This is a genomic window from Thiohalophilus thiocyanatoxydans (assembly GCF_004366735.1).
Classification (GTDB): domain Bacteria; phylum Pseudomonadota; class Gammaproteobacteria; order UBA6429; family Thiohalophilaceae; genus Thiohalophilus; species Thiohalophilus thiocyanatoxydans.
The window spans coordinates 104,880-122,768 of record NZ_SOQX01000006.1 but is presented as its reverse complement, the minus strand read 5'-3'; the positions used below and the strand labels follow the sequence as shown (position 1 = coordinate 122,768).

Sequence of the window (17,889 nt, the reverse complement as noted above, 5' to 3'; positions counted from 1 at the left end):
GAGAAGGATGATGAAAGCGCAACATAACTTGCCCATGGAACAATCTGCCCGCTTCATTACCGAACCGGGATACCGCGGTCCCGCTCAGCCACCCGGAACAGTCGTTCGATGTTTTGCACTGTGTACGGCCTGTTCGACGATCCCGCAGACAGAAGCTGGAGTCCCCTATGACGATCATACTGGATGATGATGAACAGGCCCTCGCCTGCGAGATAAACCCCCGCTCGTTGGAACGGTTTCTGGAATATTGCACAATTTACACTCTGCCCAAAAAAAGCGTCATCGTGCGGGCCGGCGATCCCAGCGACACGCTCTACTATCTTGTCGATGGTTCGGCCAGTGTCCTGCTGGAAGACGACGATGATGACGGTCATGAAATTGTTCTGGCCTATCTGAACAGCGGCGATTTCATCGGCGAGATGGGGCTGTTTTATCGCACCAAATGCCGTGCGGCGCTGGTCCGCACCCGCACCGCCTGCAAGCTGGCCCGGATCAGCTATGACGAGCTCAATCGCCTGTTTGAGAACGAACTGAAGGAGGCCCAGCCGGATATCCTCAAAGCCGTGGGACTGCAGCTGTCACAACGGCTGATTACCACCAATCGCAAGGTCAGTCAGCTGGCGTTCATGGACGTGGCGGGCCGGATTGCCCGCGCCCTGCTCGACATGTGCTCGCACCCCGAAGCCATGTCCCACCCGGCGGGGACCCAGATCCATGTCTCGCGCCAGGAGCTGGGCCGGATCGTCGGCTGCTCGCGGGAAATGGCCGGCCGGGTGCTGAAAAACATGGCCGAGCAACAGATCATCGAAGTCCACGGGATGGATATCGTCGTCTATCACGAACGCTGAACAAGCCTCGTTCCGGCTGGCCGGACAGAGCAGACGGCGCCGACGCAATGACCCTCATCAGCAGACGCAGCAGCTTGTTCACCCGCATGGAGCGCGCCCCAAGGAAAGGATCGAATCAGTCTGGCCGGGCCCAAATCTTTATTTGAACAAGGGGTTTGAAGCAGCCGGAAACCGCCAGCCCGAATCGAACGCCGCCTGGCGCGATCCCAGTCTCAGCTGTCGCTCTTGCGCCAGAGGCACTGCCCGTCGCTGGCCGCGTCGATGGCCTCAAGCCGCGCCTGATGCGCACGCAGCTCGGCCTCGCTGGCGGGGATGATTTTCAGCGGCGGACGGCCCGCCGCCATCGGCCGGCGCGCTTCGACGCGGCTCTCGCTCCCGGAGCTATCCCGCCCCTCCAGCGACAACCGCACCTGGCCGCCGGTCATGGCCAGATAGACTTCCGCCAGGATCTCGGCATCCAGCAGGGCGCCGTGCAGCTCACGCGAGGCGTTATCGATGGTATAACGCTTGCACAAAGCGTCCAGGTTATTCTTCTGCCCGGGATGCATCTGCCGCGCCATCACCAGAGTGTCGATGATCCGGCACAAACGCTCCAGCGGCGCCCGTTCCCCCTCCAGCCGTTTCAGCTCGTGATTGATGAAGCCGACATCAAACGGGGCGTTATGAATGATCAGCTCGGCACCGTCGATAAAATTGATAAAATCCGCTGCAATCTCGTCGAACCGGGGCTTATCCGCCAGAAACGCGGTGGTAATCCCGTGCACCTCGACCGCCCCTTCATCGATCTCCCGCTCGGGATTGATGTACTGGTGATAGCGATTGTCGGTCAGCCGCCGGTTGACCAGCTCCACACAGCCGATCTCGATAATCCGGTGCCCCTGGGACGGTTCCAGGCCGGTGGTTTCCGTGTCGAGTACGATCTGTCTCATGATCAGGTACGAGGTACGAGGGACGAGGAACGAGGAAAAGCGTTGAGTCGTTTCATATTGGCAAGATTATCGTAAAAAGCCGAATTTTTCATGTCCAGATCCCGAGTATAACAACTTCATCAGCCTCGTCCCTCGTCCCTCGTCCCTCGTCCCATCGATGAGTTGCCCAGCAACTCATCGATCCCGAGGTTGGCCAGCTCATCGGCGATCTCGTTTTCGTCGTGGCCGCTGTGGCCCTTGACCCAGTGCCAGTGAATCCTGGGGTGCTTTTGCACCGCCGCGTCCAGGCGCTGCCAGAGATCCACGTTCTTGACCGGTTTTTTGGCGGCGGTTTTCCAGCCGCGTGCCTTCCAGCTGGCCAGCCACTCGCTGATGCCTTTCTGGACATAGGTCGAGTCAGTCGTCAGGTGTACTTCGCAGGGTCGGGAGAGACTCTCCAGCGCCTGGATGGCGGCCATCAGTTCCATCCGGTTATTGGTGGTCTCGGGCTCGCCCCCGTGCAGGCGTTTCTCGTGGCCGTTATAACGCAGCAACACGCCCCAGCCGCCGGGACCAGGGTTGCCGCGGCAGGCCCCGTCGGTAAAGGCTTCAACGGTCTGACTCAAAACGGGCTCCTTTTTGTTGTCTTTCGTTATTCAGTGGCTTGATCAGACCGCCCACGGCCATCCGGCGTCGGGCCCGCCAACGCGGGCGAATCGGGGTCAAGGTGCTGACCCGCTTGCGCGCCACCAGCAGATATCCGCCGCCGAAGATCGGCCACAGGCGGCTTCCCAGCCGCTCCAGAAAGGCCAGTCTGTGCAGCAACCGCGGATGCTGCCAGGGGGGGCGGTAAAAATAGCGGCGCTGGCGCACGATCTCAAAACCCAGCAGTGCCAGCCAATCCTTCAACCGGGTCGGGGTCAGAAAGTGGCCGCACCAGGGCACCCGCCGCTTCCCGAGACGAAACAGCCGCGCCAGCCCCCACAGACTGACCGGATTGAAGCCGAGGATGACCACATGCCCCTCGGGAATCAGGGTGCGCTCGGCCTCCCGCAGTACTGTGTGCGGGTCGTTGGAAAACTCCAGAATATGCGCCAGCACCACCACATCCAGGCAGTCGGGTAAAAACGGCAGGGCCACCGGCGAGGCACACAGCTGTTTCTCGTTCCGCCGGCACGCCGGCAAATCCGGATCCGGCTGCATGCGCATACGATGGCGCACCCGGCTGGCGCGCAATAGCGAGGATCCGGACGGCGAACCCAGATGCAGGAGATGATAACCGAACAGATCCACCAGTTCCGTATCCAGCTGCTGTTGTTCCTGCTCGGCCATCAGCTCGCCCAGGCGCCCGGCATACCACTGCTCCAGCTCAGGCTCGATCGGTTTGTCCTGAGAACAGCGATGAAACTGACGGGCAGAAGCCTTTTGACGACGAAACAACATAATTTTCGCGGGTTCCGGTTAGACAGGCTGACAGTATGCCCGTTTGCCGCGGCAAGAGGAAACCGGCCCGCCCGGAAGCAGTACTTGACCGGCTGGTTCACAGTTTTTACTATCCCAGTCCAGTATAGTCAGTTGCCAACACCTTAATTAATTGATAATAACAATATGCGCAGATTGTTTCTCGTTGCACTGATCGCGGCCATCACTGGCTGTACGCTGCCCACATCAAATCCGCCGACCGACAGTAGCGACTCCCGGGCGGAACAAACGGCGGAAGTGGCGGATAGTGTCGCCACCGATACCCCCTTTCCCATTCTTGTTCGCAATGAGCCGGTCACTGAACAGGACCCGGACGAAGCGGGTACGCCAGAGGATCTCTGGGAACGTGTTCGCGCCGGATTCAGTCTGCCGGATATTGAGCACCCCCAGATTAAACAACAGTTGAACTGGTACGCCAGCCATCCCGAATACATGCAACGGGTGGTGCAGCGAGCGCGTCCCTATCTGTACTATATTGTCGAGACCCTCGAACAGCATGATCTGCCGATGGAGATTGCCCTGCTCCCCATCGTCGAAAGTGCCTTTCAACCCTTTGCCTATTCCCACGGCCGGGCTTCGGGCATCTGGCAGTTTATTCCGGCCACCGGGCGTCTCTACGGTCTGAAACAAGACTGGTGGTATGACGGACGCCGTGACATCTATGCCTCGACCCGGGCGGCGGCAAAATTTTTAAAACGCATGAACGATTATTATGACGGCGACTGGATGCACGCGCTGGCCTCCTACAACTCCGGCCTCGGCAACGTCAATCGTGCCATTCGTCGTAACAAGGCCCGTAACCGCTCAACCGACTTTTTCGCACTGAGTCTGCCGCGCGAAACCCAGGCCTACGTGCCCAAACTGCTGGCGCTGAAAAAACTGATCGCCGATCCACAGGCCTATGGCATCGAAATCGATACTATTGCGAACCGGCCCTACTTCACCAGAGTCGAACTGGAACGCCAGATCGATCTGGCCAAAGCCGCCGAAATGGCGAATATGGAACTGGACGAGCTGTATCGACTCAATCCCGGTTTCAATCGCTGGGCAACCGCCCCGGATGGTCCTCACTATCTGCTGCTGCCCGTGGAACAGGCTGAGCCCTTCAAGAGCGCGTTGGCGGAGCTGCCCGCCGAACAGATGATCTCCTGGCAACGTCATCGTATCCGCCAGGGTGAAACCCTCAGCGGCATCGCCAGCAGATATAACACCAGTATCCGGAGCCTCAAACGGATCAATCAGCTGCGCGGCGATCTGCTGCGAGCCGGACAGAGCCTGACCATTCCGGTGGCGAGCCAGCAGGCCGAAAACTACCGTCTCAGCCAGGCCCAGCGAACCCAGCGTAAGCAGAACCGGCCACGAAAAGGCAACAAGATTACCCACGTGGTTCAGCCCGGTGATACTTTCTGGGGGCTGGCCCGGCGCCACGGCGTCAGCGTCCGCGCCCTGGCCGGCTGGAACGCCATGGCCCCCGGCGATCCCCTCAAGCCGGGACAAAGTCTGGTCATCTGGTCACGCAGCGACGAACAGCTCTCCACCCTCAACAGCGGTCAGCTCGCCGCCCCGCCAACGCGCAGCATGACCAGGCGCATCGGCTACCGCGTACGCAAAGGGGATTCACTGGCGCGGATTTCGCAAAAATTCCGTGTCAGCATCGGCCAATTGCGCAAATGGAACAACCTGCCCCGGGGCAAATACCTGCAACCCGGACAACGGCTGACCCTCTACGTCGATGTCATGCAGACATCGAGCTAATCCTTTTCTCAAGATCCGATGTTTTAACGCGGAGTTCGCAGAGGCGCGGAGGCGCAGAGAAAGTTTTAAAATTAAGGGTGGTTCAAGCCTCAGCAGAACCACTTTAACCTGTACGACCAGTTCATCAGCGGAACGTAATGCGGGATCGGCTAACGCTCGAACCGCTTACAGAATCAAAGCCGCGGGATCATTAAATTATTATTCTCCGCGTCTCTGCGACTCCGCGTCCTCTGCGTTATTTCCGCCTGGCTCAAAGAAGAGATAGCTGGCGAAGCGTCAATAGCCCCTCCAACATGGATATAACCACTGAATCACATCAGCGACTGAACTGAATCCGGGGGACTGCTGAAAGTAATTTTCGGGTGTATTCGTGTTGCGGATCGCGACTGATACGATCGGTGGGGCCGCGTTCCACGATTCGGCCTTCGTTCATCACCAGCGGCGTAGGTCAGGTTGCGCTTGGCGCTACCTGACAGTCTCCGTATTGACAGGGTGTCACGCAGGCTATCGCCAGCGTGACCTACAAGATTAGCCAGAGTGTAAAGTGTCCATGAATTCGGAACAGTTGTTTAGACTATCCAGCGTGATGCCGGTTCTGCGAAGTTTATGCCCGCAGGGTGCTTGATCCGGCCTGCAGGGTTCGAACTTTATCCCGTTTCTTGAACCAGGATTCCGTTTCCCTCGTTACTCGTCCCTCGTCCCTCGTCCCTTTTCTTCATAGAGATAACAGCGCACTTCCCGCTCCCCGTCCAGTTGCGTAACGCCCGGATAAGCCTGTTTGCACACCGCCATGGCCTGCGGGCAGCGGGGATGGAAATGACAACCACCCGGTGGATCGATGGGTGACGGTAATTCCCCTTCCAGTTTAATCACTTCCCGCCCGGACTGTTTTTCAATCGTCGGTACAGCCGAGAGCAGGGCTTGTGTGTAAGGATGTTTGGGATCGCTCATCAGCTGTTCCACCGGCCCACGCTCGACGATCCGTCCCAGATACATGACGGCAATATCGTCGGCCAGATATTCAACTACCGACAGGCTATGGGTAATAAACAGATAGCTCAGAGCGTAGTCCTGTTGCAGTTGCTTGAGCAGGTTCAACGTCTGGGCCTGAACCGAGACATCCAGCGCACTGGTCGGCTCGTCGCACACAATCACATCCGGCTCCAGTGCCAGTGCCCGGGCAATACAGATCCGTTGACGTTGCCCGCCGGAGAATTCGTGCGGATAGCGTTGCCTGGCTTCCGCCGACAGACCCACCTGTTCAAGCAGTTGATCAATGCGCCGGGTCCGCTCGGCTTCATCAGGCATCACACCCTGGGTCAGCATGCCCTCTTCGATGATGTTGCCGACCATCATCCGCGGATTCATGGAGGCAAACGGATCCTGAAAAATAATTTGCAAATGTTTGCGCATGCGGCGCAGGCGCGCCCCGCCCAGGGTCGTCAGCTCCTGCCCCAGGTAATCAACCTGGCCGGCGGTCGGTTCAATCAATTGCAGCAGAGCTTTACCAACCGTGGTTTTGCCACAGCCCGATTCCCCGACCAGAGCGGTAGTGCGGCCCCTGTACAGATTCAGGTCAATTCCGTCAACGGCATACACCCGACCGACGATCCGTTTGAACAGGCCCTTGCGAATGGGAAAATGGACTTTCAGATCCCGGGTCTGCAACACGGTTGAGAGGGGCGGCTGATCAACGGCACCGGCCTCCCGAACCCCACGTGACGGGACGACCTGGGGGACGAAATCCACGTCGGGATCATAGCGATGACAGCGCACACCATGCTCCCCGGCTTCATCCAGCACTGTCCATGCCGGGCGACGTTCACGACACAGCGGCCATGCTTCCTCGCAACGATCGGCGAAGCGGCAACCGCTGAATTCCCGATCCAGAGTCGGCACACTGCCTTTGATCACTTCCAGTTTCTGTCGACGTTTGCCCCGCCCCGGGACGGCGGCAAACAATTTGCGGGTATAGGGATGCCGGGGTTCGGCGAAAAACTGTTCACGGGGCGCCAGCTCCACAATCTGTCCGGCATACATGACCGCCACCTTGTCTGCGCGATCCGCGACCACGGCCAGATCGTGGGTGATTAATAACATTGCCATATGGTGTTGCTGCTGTAATTCGCGCAACAGATCCAGGACCTGCGCCTGAATGGTGACATCCAGTGCGGTGGTCGGCTCATCGGCGATCAGCAATTCTGGTTCGGCGGCCAGCGCCATGGCGATCATGATGCGCTGTTTCATCCCGCCGGAGAGCTGATGCGGATAATCCTGCTGACGCTTGTGCGGATCGGGGATCCCCACCTGATGCAATAACGCCTCCACCCTTTGACGCAAGGCATCGCCCTTGAGTCCGAGATGTTGCTGCAGTACTTCGGCAATCTGTTCGCCCGTCGTCAGTACCGGGTTCAAGGAGGTCATCGGTTCCTGAAAAATCATGGCAATGCGATTGCCCCGCACCGTGCGCATCTGTCGTTCCGAATATTGCAACAGATCCTGACCATGAAACAGGATCTCGCCGGAGACGATACGTCCCCCCGCCGGGACCAGTTGCATCAGTGACAAGGCGGTAATGGACTTGCCACACCCGGATTCACCGAGAATCGCACAGGTCTCCCCCCGCCGAATCGTAAAGCTGACCCCGTCAACCGCACGCACCGTGCGATCCCCGTCGGGAAACCAGGTTTTCAGGTTATCAACCTCAAGCAGTGGCGTGTCGTTATCCAGGGTCATTATCAGTTTCTCGGTATCCGGCCAAGGCGTGGATCAAAAGCGTCACGAACCGCATCGGCAAACAGGTTAGCCGCCAGCACCAGGGCAAACATCAGGATGAATGCGGCGACCAACGACCACCAGACGACCGGTTCTCTTGCCAGCTCCAGGCGGGCGCCATTGATCATGTTTCCCCAACTGATCGTGCTGGGATCCACCCCGACCCCCACATAGGACAAAACGGCCTCGGCCAGCACCAGACCGCTGAACTCAAGAACGACAACGATCAAAACAATATGCAACACATTGGGTAATATATGCCGGCCCAGAATGGTGAAATGGTGTACTCCGAAAGCCCGGGCGGCCTCCACATATTCCAGTTCGCGCAACTTGAGCGACTCACCACGTAGCAGTCGGCACAGATTGGTCCAGCTGGTTATTCCCAGTACCACACACAGGGCCAGCAAACGCAAATCGGCCCGGTCCATGGCACTGTCAAACAATTCCGGATGATTGGCGATATAAACCTGAATCGAGAGGATCGCCGCGGCGATCAACAGCACTCCGGGTATGGAATTCAGGGTCGTATAGAGATACTGAATGAGATCATCGATCCAGCCGCGAAAATACCCGGCCATAATCCCCAGTAGTATGGCGAAGGGCAACATCACCAGGGTGGTCAGGGTACCGATCACCAGCCCGGTGCGAATACTTTTGAGCGACAGATAAAAGACATCCTGACCGACCTTGTCTGTCCCGAACACATGATATTTCTGACTCAGGGTAAACAATATCGCCAGCATCACCAGCAGAATACCGGCGGTCACCAGCAGGGTATTCAGCGGATAACGGCTGCGGCCCCGCCAGATTGCCCGCCAGCTTGCGCCCGGCGACAGTCCGGCGGTACGCGCATGCCAGACACTGACCAGCAGCGCCAGCAGGCTCCAGAGCAGCAATCCCCATACCAATCCCTGCAGAGCCGTGTAGGCGATATCAGGCCACTTGTCCGTTTGCGGATCAGCCAGATGTGCGCCTCCGTGCTCCAGCCGCCGATGCTGTTGAGCCGTCGTCCCATCCTCCAGCACCACACTCTCTTTGACAAAAAGATGGGTCGCCAGCGGCGCTGAATAGGTTTTTTCGGTCTGTTCCTGCAAGCTGCGGGTCATAAAGTCGAACAGACTGGGCACATCGACCGAATAGTGGCCGACGCTTTCAGGCTGCCCCTCCAGGGGTTCCTGAAAGTGAATCGAATCCAGCAAGCCGATAACAACATAAACGACCAGTACCACCGCCGCCGCCATGGCGCGATGGCTCTGTAATACGCGTCGCCAGGGTTCCAGCAGATGGGGCTTGTGACGAATATAGGCGGTTAAAAAGATGACCCCGGCGACCAGACAGAAAATCAGTATATCGGTCAGTTGATATTTGGCACAGACCGGCAACAGTTGAGGCAGCCCCCATAATAACAACAGCAGTCCGGCAACAATCACTGCCGGCCAAATCCAGAAACGTTTTGGCGTCTGGGATAACATCAGCTCAACCTGATCCGTGGATCGGCGACGGTATACGAGATATCGGTCAGCAACAGGCCGATGATATACAACACCGAACCGAGGAACACCATGGCGCGCACAATGGCAAAGTCCTGTGCCTGGATTGCATCAATGGTATAACTGCCCAGACCGGGAATACCGAAGAACGATTCGGTCAACAGGCTGCCGAGAAACAGCAGCGGAATAACGACAACAACGCCAGTGAGGATCGGAATCAGGGCATTGCGCAGCACATGTTTGAACAACACCCGCAGCTCCGACAGTCCTTTGGCCCGGGCGGTGCGCACATAGTCACGACCGATCTCCTCAAGAAATATCGTGCGATACCAGCGCGTTCCGCTGCCAATACCCATCACCACCCCGATCAACACCGGCAATACCAGAAACTTGACGGTCTCTATTCCAACCAGATCAAAACCCGAAATCGGCACCAGATTCATCAACTTGCCAATCAGATACTGCCCGCCGATGATATAAAACATCGCCGATATGGACATCAGAACAACGCACAACACGACGCCCCAGACATCAATATAGGTGGCGCGGAAAAACGCCAGTAACAATGCAAACGTGATGTTAATTAACAGACCGACCAGAAATACCGGAAGAGCAATGGCCAGACTCGGCCACATGCGTTGCTTGATATCGTAGCCAATATCCCGCCCGTCATCTGCGCTGCCAAAATCAAAAACAAACAGACGCACCGATTTGGTGAAAAAAATGGTCTCGGTAAACTTGTTCAGCCCGTCAGTATCACTGTTGTACAACAGTGGTTTTTCATAACCCCGGTCCGTTTTCCATTTTTCAATCGCTTCCTGGGTAACCCGCTTGTCACCCAGATGCATACGCGCCATGTCATCCGGACTGTTAACAACAAAAAAAAGCGCGAAAGTGATCAGGTTGACGCCGATCAGAATCGGGATAGCATAAAACAGCCGCCGGATAATATAAGCAAACATGGCTAGTTCAGCTCCCGTCCGCTGGCCGTCTCACGACGTCGATAGGCGATGATGGCCGGGATCAGGCTGAGCAGCAGTATCACGGCAAGCAACACCACGGGCCAGATAACCGGCTGATTCCACTGTTGACGATGTTGTTGACGCAGTTCCGGATCAATACGCCTGTACATCAGGGTATTGTGCGCCATCAGACTGGGTTTGACATTCTTATACCAGGCGTGATGCAGCAGGAACTGTTTGGGATGATACCCCCATATCCAGGGTGCATCGTGCCGGGCGATCGCCAGCATTTGTTCAATAATCGCCGCCCGCTTCGGACTATCCTGCATGTTACGCATCCTGTCGAACAGTCGATTGAACTCGGGATTGTCGTAATTGGCGGCATTTTCACCACTGTGCTCCGCCTTGCTATTGGGACCGTGTAACAGAAACATGAAATTTTCCGGGTCCGGATAATCGGCATTCCAGCCCCACATAAATAACTGTGCATTACCCTTGCGCATCTTCTCCTGAAAACGGTTGTAGTCTGTGTTGCGAATAATCAGCTGGACATCTATCTTCTTGAGCTGCTTGCGTAACCAATCGAACCGTGCCTTGTCTTCCGGACCACCCCCGGTAATATCGAAGTTAATCAGCAAGGGCTTGCCGGTCTCTTTTTCAATCCCGTTCGGATAGCCGGCTTCGGCCAGCAGGGCTTTCGCTTCGTCAATTGATCGACGTTGTGCCTGACCATCCCGCCATTCATAAACATAGGGATTAATCCCCTCACGACCCTCTTTGTAGCCGGTAATACCCGGCGGCAGCGGCCCCTGGGCCGCGATACCCCGGCCGTTGAGAAAAATCGAGATATACTCTTCCATATCAACCGCGATGGAGATGGCCCGGCGCAGCAGACGCGCCCGGCGCGAATCGCCCCCTACCAGCGGGTCCAGCATATTGAAGCCTATATAGATGGTGGATGCCTGGGCTTCGGTCAACAGTTCGATTCCCTTTTCCCGCATCTCCGGCGTCAGACGTGCCTCGCCGCCGGAGGTGAACTGAACCGCCTGATCAAAACTCTCGCTGATTACACCGGACGAATCATAGTAGCCCTGAAGAAACTTGCTCCAGTAGGGAATATTCTCCTTTTCCAGGCTGAACACGACCCTGTCGATAAACGGCAGCTGTTTGCCGGCATCTTCAAGCAGCCCCTCTTCCCGATCGCCCGGCTCCCCTTCTGTGGGATAGTATTGTTCATGAAAATGGGGATTGCGCTCCAGTACCATCTTGCGATTGGGATCGTTGATAGTCAGATAATAGGCGCCGGTGCCGACCGGATACCAGTCCAGCGAGAGGTTGCGCTCCTTCATTCCCGGCTGGGAATAAAACTCTATCGCCTCATGCGGCATGGGAGCAAAAAACGGCATCGCCAGCCAGTAACGCAGTTGCGGATATTTGCCTTTGACCTTGATCCGGTAAGTATAGCGGTCGATCTGTTGCACGCCTTCCAGCGGATAATCCTCGAGTTCAAAATAAAACGGTTCCTCTTGTGTCGCTGCCTGCTCGCGATAAGCCTCCTGTAGCGTCTCGGCATATGCCTCAAGACCGACGATGTACTCTTTCATCACCCCGAATATCGGTGAGTGTACCCGCGGGTGAGCCAGACGTTTGAGCTGATAAACATAGTCCCCGGCGGTCAGTTCGCGGGTACCGGTGTGCGCAAAATCGCCCAGCACATTGATTCCCTCGAGATCCTCGCGCTCTAGATCCCGATAGCGCGGTTCGCCGGCGTCGTCCGTGGCAAAGGCCGGATGGGGGTGGTATTCAATACCCGGCTTGATGCTGATTTCATAGACACTGTGTGCAATTTCCGCCGGCGGCGCATCATCCGGGAGGGTCTCGCCCTCTGCATCCCGATAAGTCACCTCTGGCATTTTGGACGCCGTCAGCGGCTCCAGCTCATAAGGGCGTTTCAGGTAATGGTATTGCAGGGGCGGTTCGTAGATCTGACCAATGAACTGATACTCATTGGAGCTGTAGGACTGCACCGGATCCAGATGCTTGGGCCGTTCGCTGAAGGAGGCATAGAGAATATTGGCATCCGCCTCACTGTCCGGATAGGGATTGTTCCACAAACCGTCACAGCCGGCCAACACAGCGGGCAACATCAAAAGCACAAGAGCGCGGCCAAAGCGACGGCGCCTGTCTCCTTCTGCTGCTTGTCTCACTCTTATCGCCCGCAACCACACCATTCAGGCGCGCCCCTCCTTAATTTGAAATGATTCCGGCAAATGCCGGTGTGCCGCAACAGCCCTGATGATAAAGACAGCGCCCCAAGAGCGCAATTTCCTCTTTTCGCCATCGATGAATTGCGGTATTTTAACTGCTCAATTACAGGGTAACCCGGCCAGCCGGCGTGTCCGGCTCGATACCTGTCGGTCCATTTCCGATTCCAAATAACAGAAGGTGTGACGCAATGGGATTTTTGCAAGGTAAACGTGCGCTGATTGTGGGCCTCGCCAGCAACCGCTCCATCGCCTGGGGCATCGCACAAGCCATGCACCGTGAGGGCGCCGAACTGGCCTTTACGTATCAAAACGACAAACTGGAGGACCGGGTCGCCAAGATGGCCGCCGAGCTGGATTCGGAAATCACGATTCCCTGTGATGTCGGCAGCGATGAGCAGATCAACGAGGTCTTCAATCAGCTCGACAATTACTGGGACGGCCTGGATATCATCGTCCATTCGGTCGCCTTTGCCCCGCGCACCGAGCTGGAGGGCGACTACCTGGATGCCGTCACCCGTGACGGGTTTCGCGCCGCGCACGAAATCAGCTCCTACAGCTTCGCGGCCCTGGCCAAGGCCGGGCGCAACATGATGGAGGGCCGTGACGGCGCCCTGCTGACCCTCAGCTACCTGGGCGCCATACGCGCCATGCCCAACTACAACGTCATGGGCCTGGCCAAGGCCAGTCTGGAAGCCAATGTGCGCTACATGGCCCAGAGCCTGGGGCCCGACGGTATCCGGGTCAACGCCATCTCCGCCGGACCGATCCGGACCCTGGCCGCCGCCGGCATCGGCAACTTCAAGAAAATGCTCACCGAAGTGGAAAATACCGCCCCGCTGCGCCGCAACGTCACCATCGAGGATGTCGGCAATACCGCCGCCTTCCTCTGCTCCGATCTGGCCAACGGCATTACCGGCGAGATCACCTACGTCGACTCCGGCTACAGCACCATCGGCATGCGCCCGCTGGACGCCGAGTAAACCCAACCAGCAAAAGACTCACCACCAAGACACCAAGGCACAAAGAAATTATTCAAATAAAATAGATTTTACTTGGTGTCTTTGTGTCTTGGTGGTGAGCTGTTTCTCGTCCCTCGTAACTCGTCCCTCGGCCCTTCTGAGGATTTATGCCGTTTTTACAGCCGGTTGTTCGTCAACCAGCAGGTCGGTCTCCCCCTCGGTTCGGGCGATGATCACCGCGCCGCAGGAGTCGCTGAAGACGTTCACCGAGGTGCGGAACATGTCGAGGATGCGGTCCACGGCCAGGATCAGCCCCAGCGCCTCCAGCGGCAGGCCGATGGTCCCCAGGATGATGGCGATGGCGACCAGACTGGCGGCGGGGATCCCGGCCACGCCGATGGAGGTGAGCAGCGCCACCAGCACCACCGTGAACTGGGTAACAAACCCCAGCTCCAGACCGTAAGCCTGGGCGATGAACAGGGCCGCCACGCACTCATACAGCGCCGTGCCGTCCATATTGATGGTCGCCCCCAGCGGCAGCACCACGCTGCTGGTGCGGTTGGAGACGCCGGCATTTTTCTCCACACACTCCATGGTCAACGGCAGGGTGGCGGCCGAGGAGGCGGTGGAGAAGGCGGTGAGCAAGGCCGGGGCCATGGCGCGGTAGTGCCGCCGGGGCCGGACCTTGCCGACAAACCGCAGCAGCAGCGGCAACACCACCAGCACGTGGGTGAGCAGCGCCAGCAGAACCGCGGCGGTGAACAGGCCCAGCGTCTGCGCCAGTTCGCCCAGCTGATCCAGATCGGTCTCCGCCACCACCTTCGCGACCAGGGCAAAGACGCCCAAGGGGGCGAATTTCATCACCAGATTGGTAATGCCCATCATGATGCCGAACATGCCGTTCCAGAAGTTATACTGGGCCTCGGCGTAATCTTCCTCGATGCGGGTCATGTAAAAGCCGTAGAGCAGGCTGAAGAAGATCAGCCCCAGCATCTGGCCGTTGGCGGCCGCCGCAACGATATTGGCCGGTATCATGCTCAAAAATACGCCGGCGATGTCACTGGCGCCGCGCTCACCGACTGTCTCTTTGGCCATGTCCGCCTGTTGCTGACTGAGACCGAGGATCTCACCGGCCGGCTGACCGTCGATCAGCCCCGGAGAGAGAAGATTGACGAAAAACAGACCGATCAGAATCGCCGCCAGGCTGGTGACCATGTAGTAGAGGATTGTCTTGCCGCCGAGCCGGGCCAGCCCGTGGCCGCCGCCGATGCCGGCGATCCCGACAATGATCGAGGCGACGATCAACGGCACGATGATCATCTTCAGGGCATTGAGAAACAGGCTGCCGACAAAGTCGAAGACGCTATACAGCTGCACCCCGAACAGCCGGCCCTCCTGGCCGGCCCAGGCACCGACTACCACGGCCAGGATCAGCGCGATCAGGATCTGCCAGTGAAGTTTCAGTTTCAGCATGGCCTGTTATCCGTTGTTATTGAGCCAGCGTGAATACGAACCGCCCGGTCTGCGCCGGGCTGATTCCCTTAAAACGTTTTTCACCCCGGCAGAAACCGCAGCACGGGCCGGCGGCTTGCTTCCCGCAGCTGCCCTGCCAGGGTATAGCTTGTCCCGGACCCTGCCCCGGAGGAACCCGGGTTATTAATTATCGGCGCTTAGTTCGTCACTGACGTCGATATCCGCCTGGCGACGCAGGCTCTCCAGCAGGGCGTTATATTCGCTGTCGCCAAAGGCGGCACTCAGCTGCTGACGTTCGCTCTGCAGCGTATTGTTGGCGGGAACCTCCCCGGTCTGGATCGCCTGCAACCGGATCACCGCCACATTGCCATTGGGCAGGGCCGTGGTGGTCACCGAGGGCCGGCCCTCCTCGGGCGGAGGCATACGAAAAGCCGTCTGACGCAGGGTATTGTCCAGGCGATCTTCCCCGCCCGGTTGACGGCTGATCAGCCCCGGTGTGCGCCACTGCGCCCCATGTCGGCTCGCCAGGGTGCTGGCCGATGCCCCCTGCTCGAGTTCCTTGCGCAGGTTCTGCGCGGTCTCCAGCGCCATTTCCTGCGCCTGTTGTTGCCTCAGATAGCGGATAATCTCCGGTTTGACCGCCTCCAGCGATTTGACCTGTGCCGGTTCGTGCTCGTCAACCCGCAACACCAGAAAGTGCGTATCGCTCAGTTCCAGCACCTCACTGTTACGTCCCTCTTCCAGTACCTCGTCACTGAAGGCCGCATTAACCACCCTGGAATTGCCCAGCACCCCCTCGCCCCCTTCGCGGGTCAACGGCGCGCTCTGTTTGACTTCCAGGCCAAGCTGCTCGGCTACGCCCTGTAACGAATCGGGCATCTCATAGCTGTAGCGTTCCAGATCGCTAACCTTCTCGTAGAAATCCTGCTCCGCCTGGCGCATCCGCAGCTCTTCACGAATCTCGTCCTCCACCTCGGCCAGCGGTTTGACCCGGGCGGGCTGCACCGATTCGACCTTGATGAGATGATAACCAAAGCGGGTTTTCACCGGCGCACTGATCTCCCCCTCGTCCAGTTCGAAGGCCACTTCCTCGAAGTCGGGATCGAACTCGCCTCGCTCGATGCGACCCAGATCACCGGCCTGCTCCGCCGAGCCGGAGTCATCCGAATGCCGACTCGCCAGTTCGGCAAACTCCGCCCCGTCCTCAAGCTGCTGATGCAACTGTTCCGCCTTGTCGCGCGCCTCGTTCTGCGAACGTTCGTCATTCATCGCCACCAGAATATGGCTCACGCGGCGCTGCCCGGCCTGTTCGGTGTAATTATCACGGTGACTGGCATAATAGTCCCGGACCGCCTCTTCATCCGCTTCGTACTCTCTGGCCTGCTCTTTCAAATCAAGCTCCAGATAATTGAGCGTGACTTTTTCCTGACTTCTGAAACGGCTGCGGTTGTCCTCGTAAAACGCCTCAATTTGCCCCTCATCCAGCTCGACCCGATCGAGAAACCGATCCAGCGCCAGCTCCAGATAGCCGATATCCCGCTGCTGGTGTTTAAGACGCAGGTAACGCTCCAGTTCGGCGTCGGTCACGAAGGCGCTCTGGATAATCCCGTTGCGCAGTTGTTCGCTCGCCAGGTCGCTGGCCACATCGCGTTCGAACTGCTCGGTACTCAGTCCCTGCTGCCGCAACAGCATTTTATAGCGTTGCCCGGAGAAACTGCCCTCTTCCTGAAAAACCTCGAACTCGCGGATAGCATTCACTACCTGTTCCGGGCCGGGCTGGTAACCCATTTCGTCGATGTGCTGCTGGATCAACTCACGGGAGATCAGCCCCTGCAGGACTTCCCGTTTAACCCGGGGGCTGTCAAACAGCGAGGTGTCAAATTGCTCACCCTGGAACTGCTGCAAGCGTTGCAGATAATTGCGCTGCGCGCGTAACAGCTGGTTCTCACTGATTTCTGTGCCGTTGACTTCGGCCACACTGGAAGCCTCGCCGCCGCCGGTCAGATAACTGCTCAGCCCGAACAGGGCGAAGGTAATGATGATCAGACCGACAATCACCCAGACGAACACTCCCTGGGCGCGGTCGCGTATAAGTTGCAGCATAACTCAATGAATCGGTTGTTGGTTGAACGGCTATTTTACTCTCATTCGGGGGTGAAAATATATGCGATCCGAATACCGATGTTCCAGAAACGCCGGGAAAACAGACGCCGCAGCGAATGCGGACCGCTCAAAATCAAATTGGCTGACATTGGGGTTCCTGGCGGGGCTCTGGCCGGGCGCGGCAGAGTCTATCAAAGCGGTGGGGGCGTATCGGGCCGTGCGACAGACATAAAAAAAGGGCGAGCTCGTTAAAGCTCGCCCCTTTTCAGCATTGGCGGACCGGACGGGATTCGAACCCGCGACCTCCGGCGTGACAGGCCGGCATTCTAACCAGCTGAACTACCGGTCCGGATGGTGGGTGGTGCAGGGATCGAACCTGCGACCCTCGCCTTGTAAGGGCGATGCTCTCCCAGCTGAGCTAACCACCCCAGCAAAGGCGCGCTAGTTTACGGCATCTTTAAGCGCTTTGCCAGCCTTAAATCCCGGAACTTTGGAAGCAGCAATCTGGATCGGCTCCCCGGTACGCGGATTGCGGCCCGTACGCGCGGCGCGCTCTTTTACGGAGAAAGTTCCAAACCCGACCAGGGTCACCTGATCACCCTGTTTCAGCGTATCGGTAATCTTGTCAAACATGGTATCAACAGCACGGGTCGCGGCGGCTTTGGAAATATCGGCACCTTCGGCAACTGCATCGATCAGTTCGGCTTTATTCACAGTAGGGATCCCCCTTGTTTTCGGTGTTGTTTGAGGTAAAAAAACACCGCCAGCACGGAACTGGCGGTCTGGGTAATACTTATTTTGGGAAATTTTATACCAACGGGACTGGCAGGCGGTCAAGGAATCATTGCCGGTTTAATTGCTCTGCGG

14 protein-coding genes and 2 tRNA genes are annotated in these 17,889 nt (G+C 57.8%); 3 read left to right on the top strand and 13 right to left on the bottom strand.

Features of this window, described 5'->3' with window-relative positions; translation table 11 throughout:
• Positions 1-167: 167 nt before the first annotated feature.
• Positions 168-848: a cAMP-activated global transcriptional regulator CRP gene (crp, locus tag EDC23_RS11125; protein WP_134084543.1), complete on the top strand. Its 681-nt coding sequence runs from the start codon at positions 168-170 to the stop codon at positions 846-848.
• Between the two features lie 212 nt (positions 849-1,060).
• Here the strand turns inward: crp and dnaQ are convergent, their stop codons facing one another.
• From dnaQ to EDC23_RS11110, 3 genes are all read right to left on the bottom strand, one after another.
• The gene (gene dnaQ / locus EDC23_RS11120) at positions 1,061-1,777 is read right to left on the bottom strand and encodes a DNA polymerase III subunit epsilon (RefSeq protein WP_134084542.1); all 717 of its coding nucleotides are present in this window, start codon (positions 1,775-1,777) and stop codon (positions 1,061-1,063) included.
• 119 nt (positions 1,778-1,896) lie between these two features.
• The gene (rnhA, locus tag EDC23_RS11115; protein WP_134084540.1) at positions 1,897-2,382 is read right to left on the bottom strand and encodes a ribonuclease HI; all 486 of its coding nucleotides are present in this window, start codon (positions 2,380-2,382) and stop codon (positions 1,897-1,899) included.
• Entirely contained in the window at positions 2,366-3,199 is an 834-nt protein-coding gene (locus EDC23_RS11110; protein WP_134084537.1) for a class I SAM-dependent methyltransferase, read from the bottom strand. Before EDC23_RS11110 ends, rnhA begins: the two co-directional genes overlap by 17 nt.
• 165 nt (positions 3,200-3,364) lie before the next feature.
• On the opposite strand from EDC23_RS11110, the gene EDC23_RS11105 reads away from it, so the two are divergent.
• Entirely contained in the window at positions 3,365-4,993 is a 1,629-nt protein-coding gene (locus EDC23_RS11105) for a LysM peptidoglycan-binding domain-containing protein (protein ID WP_134084535.1), read from the top strand.
• A 316-nt stretch (positions 4,994-5,309) separates the two neighbouring features.
• On the opposite strand, the gene EDC23_RS14425 is transcribed toward EDC23_RS11105, so the two are convergent.
• From EDC23_RS14425 to EDC23_RS11080, 5 genes are all read right to left on the bottom strand, one after another.
• Positions 5,310-5,426, bottom strand: coding sequence for an ABC transporter ATP-binding protein (locus tag EDC23_RS14425; RefSeq protein WP_134084533.1), 117 nt, complete (start codon positions 5,424-5,426; stop codon positions 5,310-5,312).
• A 251-nt stretch (positions 5,427-5,677) separates the two neighbouring features.
• Positions 5,678-7,729 (bottom strand): ABC transporter ATP-binding protein, encoded by a 2,052-nt coding sequence (locus EDC23_RS11095; RefSeq protein WP_134084531.1) that lies wholly within the window; start codon positions 7,727-7,729, stop codon positions 5,678-5,680.
• Between the two features lie 2 nt (positions 7,730-7,731).
• On the bottom strand, positions 7,732-9,240 hold the full coding sequence (locus EDC23_RS11090) for an ABC transporter permease (RefSeq protein WP_134084529.1): 1,509 nt from the start codon (positions 9,238-9,240) through the stop codon (positions 7,732-7,734).
• Positions 9,240-10,220 (bottom strand): ABC transporter permease, encoded by a 981-nt coding sequence (locus EDC23_RS11085; RefSeq protein WP_134084527.1) that lies wholly within the window; start codon positions 10,218-10,220, stop codon positions 9,240-9,242. The genes EDC23_RS11090 and EDC23_RS11085 overlap by 1 nt, the downstream gene beginning before the upstream one ends.
• Before the next feature lie 2 nt (positions 10,221-10,222).
• Positions 10,223-12,367, bottom strand: coding sequence for an ABC transporter substrate-binding protein (locus EDC23_RS11080; RefSeq protein WP_134084525.1), 2,145 nt, complete (start codon positions 12,365-12,367; stop codon positions 10,223-10,225).
• A gap of 308 nt (positions 12,368-12,675) precedes the next feature.
• Here EDC23_RS11080 and EDC23_RS11075 point away from each other — a divergent pair, with 308 nt between their 5' ends.
• Complete coding sequence (locus EDC23_RS11075) at positions 12,676-13,467, top strand: enoyl-ACP reductase FabI (protein ID WP_134084523.1); 792 nt, start codon at positions 12,676-12,678, stop codon at positions 13,465-13,467.
• Between the two features lie 144 nt (positions 13,468-13,611).
• Here EDC23_RS11075 and EDC23_RS11070 read toward each other — a convergent pair whose 3' ends face one another.
• The 5 genes from EDC23_RS11070 to EDC23_RS11050 all read right to left on the bottom strand — a co-directional run bounded on the left by EDC23_RS11070 (position 13,612) and on the right by EDC23_RS11050 (position 17,736).
• Positions 13,612-14,919: a dicarboxylate/amino acid:cation symporter gene (locus tag EDC23_RS11070; RefSeq protein WP_208321356.1), complete on the bottom strand. Its 1,308-nt coding sequence runs from the start codon at positions 14,917-14,919 to the stop codon at positions 13,612-13,614.
• Between the two features lie 183 nt (positions 14,920-15,102).
• Entirely contained in the window at positions 15,103-17,022 is a 1,920-nt protein-coding gene (locus tag EDC23_RS11065) for a SurA N-terminal domain-containing protein (protein WP_134084521.1), read from the bottom strand.
• Positions 17,023-17,294: 272 nt separating this feature from the next.
• Positions 17,295-17,371 (bottom strand) — tRNA-Asp (locus tag EDC23_RS11060).
• A 3-nt stretch (positions 17,372-17,374) separates the two neighbouring features.
• Positions 17,375-17,450, bottom strand: a tRNA-Val gene (locus EDC23_RS11055).
• Positions 17,451-17,463: 13 nt separating this feature from the next.
• Positions 17,464-17,736 carry an HU family DNA-binding protein gene (locus EDC23_RS11050; protein WP_134084519.1) on the bottom strand — a complete coding sequence of 91 codons (273 nt, stop codon included), beginning with the start codon at positions 17,734-17,736 and terminating at the stop codon, positions 17,464-17,466.
• Positions 17,737-17,889: the final 153 nt, after the last annotated feature.

Coding starts and splice junctions, on each gene's coding strand:
- crp (WP_134084543.1), top strand. CDS start 168: ATGACGATCATACTGGATGATGATGAACAGGCCCTCGCCTGCGAGATA.
- dnaQ (WP_134084542.1), bottom strand. CDS start 1,777: ATGAGACAGATCGTACTCGACACGGAAACCACCGGCCTGGAACCGTCC.
- EDC23_RS11110 (WP_134084537.1), bottom strand. CDS start 3,199: ATGTTGTTTCGTCGTCAAAAGGCTTCTGCCCGTCAGTTTCATCGCTGT.
- EDC23_RS11105 (WP_134084535.1), top strand. CDS start 3,365: ATGCGCAGATTGTTTCTCGTTGCACTGATCGCGGCCATCACTGGCTGT.
- EDC23_RS14425 (WP_134084533.1), bottom strand. CDS start 5,426: ATGAACGAAGGCCGAATCGTGGAACGCGGCCCCACCGATCGTATCAGT.
- EDC23_RS11095 (WP_134084531.1), bottom strand. CDS start 7,729: ATGACCCTGGATAACGACACGCCACTGCTTGAGGTTGATAACCTGAAA.
- EDC23_RS11090 (WP_134084529.1), bottom strand. CDS start 9,240: ATGTTATCCCAGACGCCAAAACGTTTCTGGATTTGGCCGGCAGTGATT.
- EDC23_RS11085 (WP_134084527.1), bottom strand. CDS start 10,220: ATGTTTGCTTATATTATCCGGCGGCTGTTTTATGCTATCCCGATTCTG.
- EDC23_RS11080 (WP_134084525.1), bottom strand. CDS start 12,367: ATGTTGCCCGCTGTGTTGGCCGGCTGTGACGGTTTGTGGAACAATCCC.
- EDC23_RS11075 (WP_134084523.1), top strand. CDS start 12,676: ATGGGATTTTTGCAAGGTAAACGTGCGCTGATTGTGGGCCTCGCCAGC.
- EDC23_RS11070 (WP_208321356.1), bottom strand. CDS start 14,919: ATGCTGAAACTGAAACTTCACTGGCAGATCCTGATCGCGCTGATCCTG.
- EDC23_RS11065 (WP_134084521.1), bottom strand. CDS start 17,022: ATGCTGCAACTTATACGCGACCGCGCCCAGGGAGTGTTCGTCTGGGTG.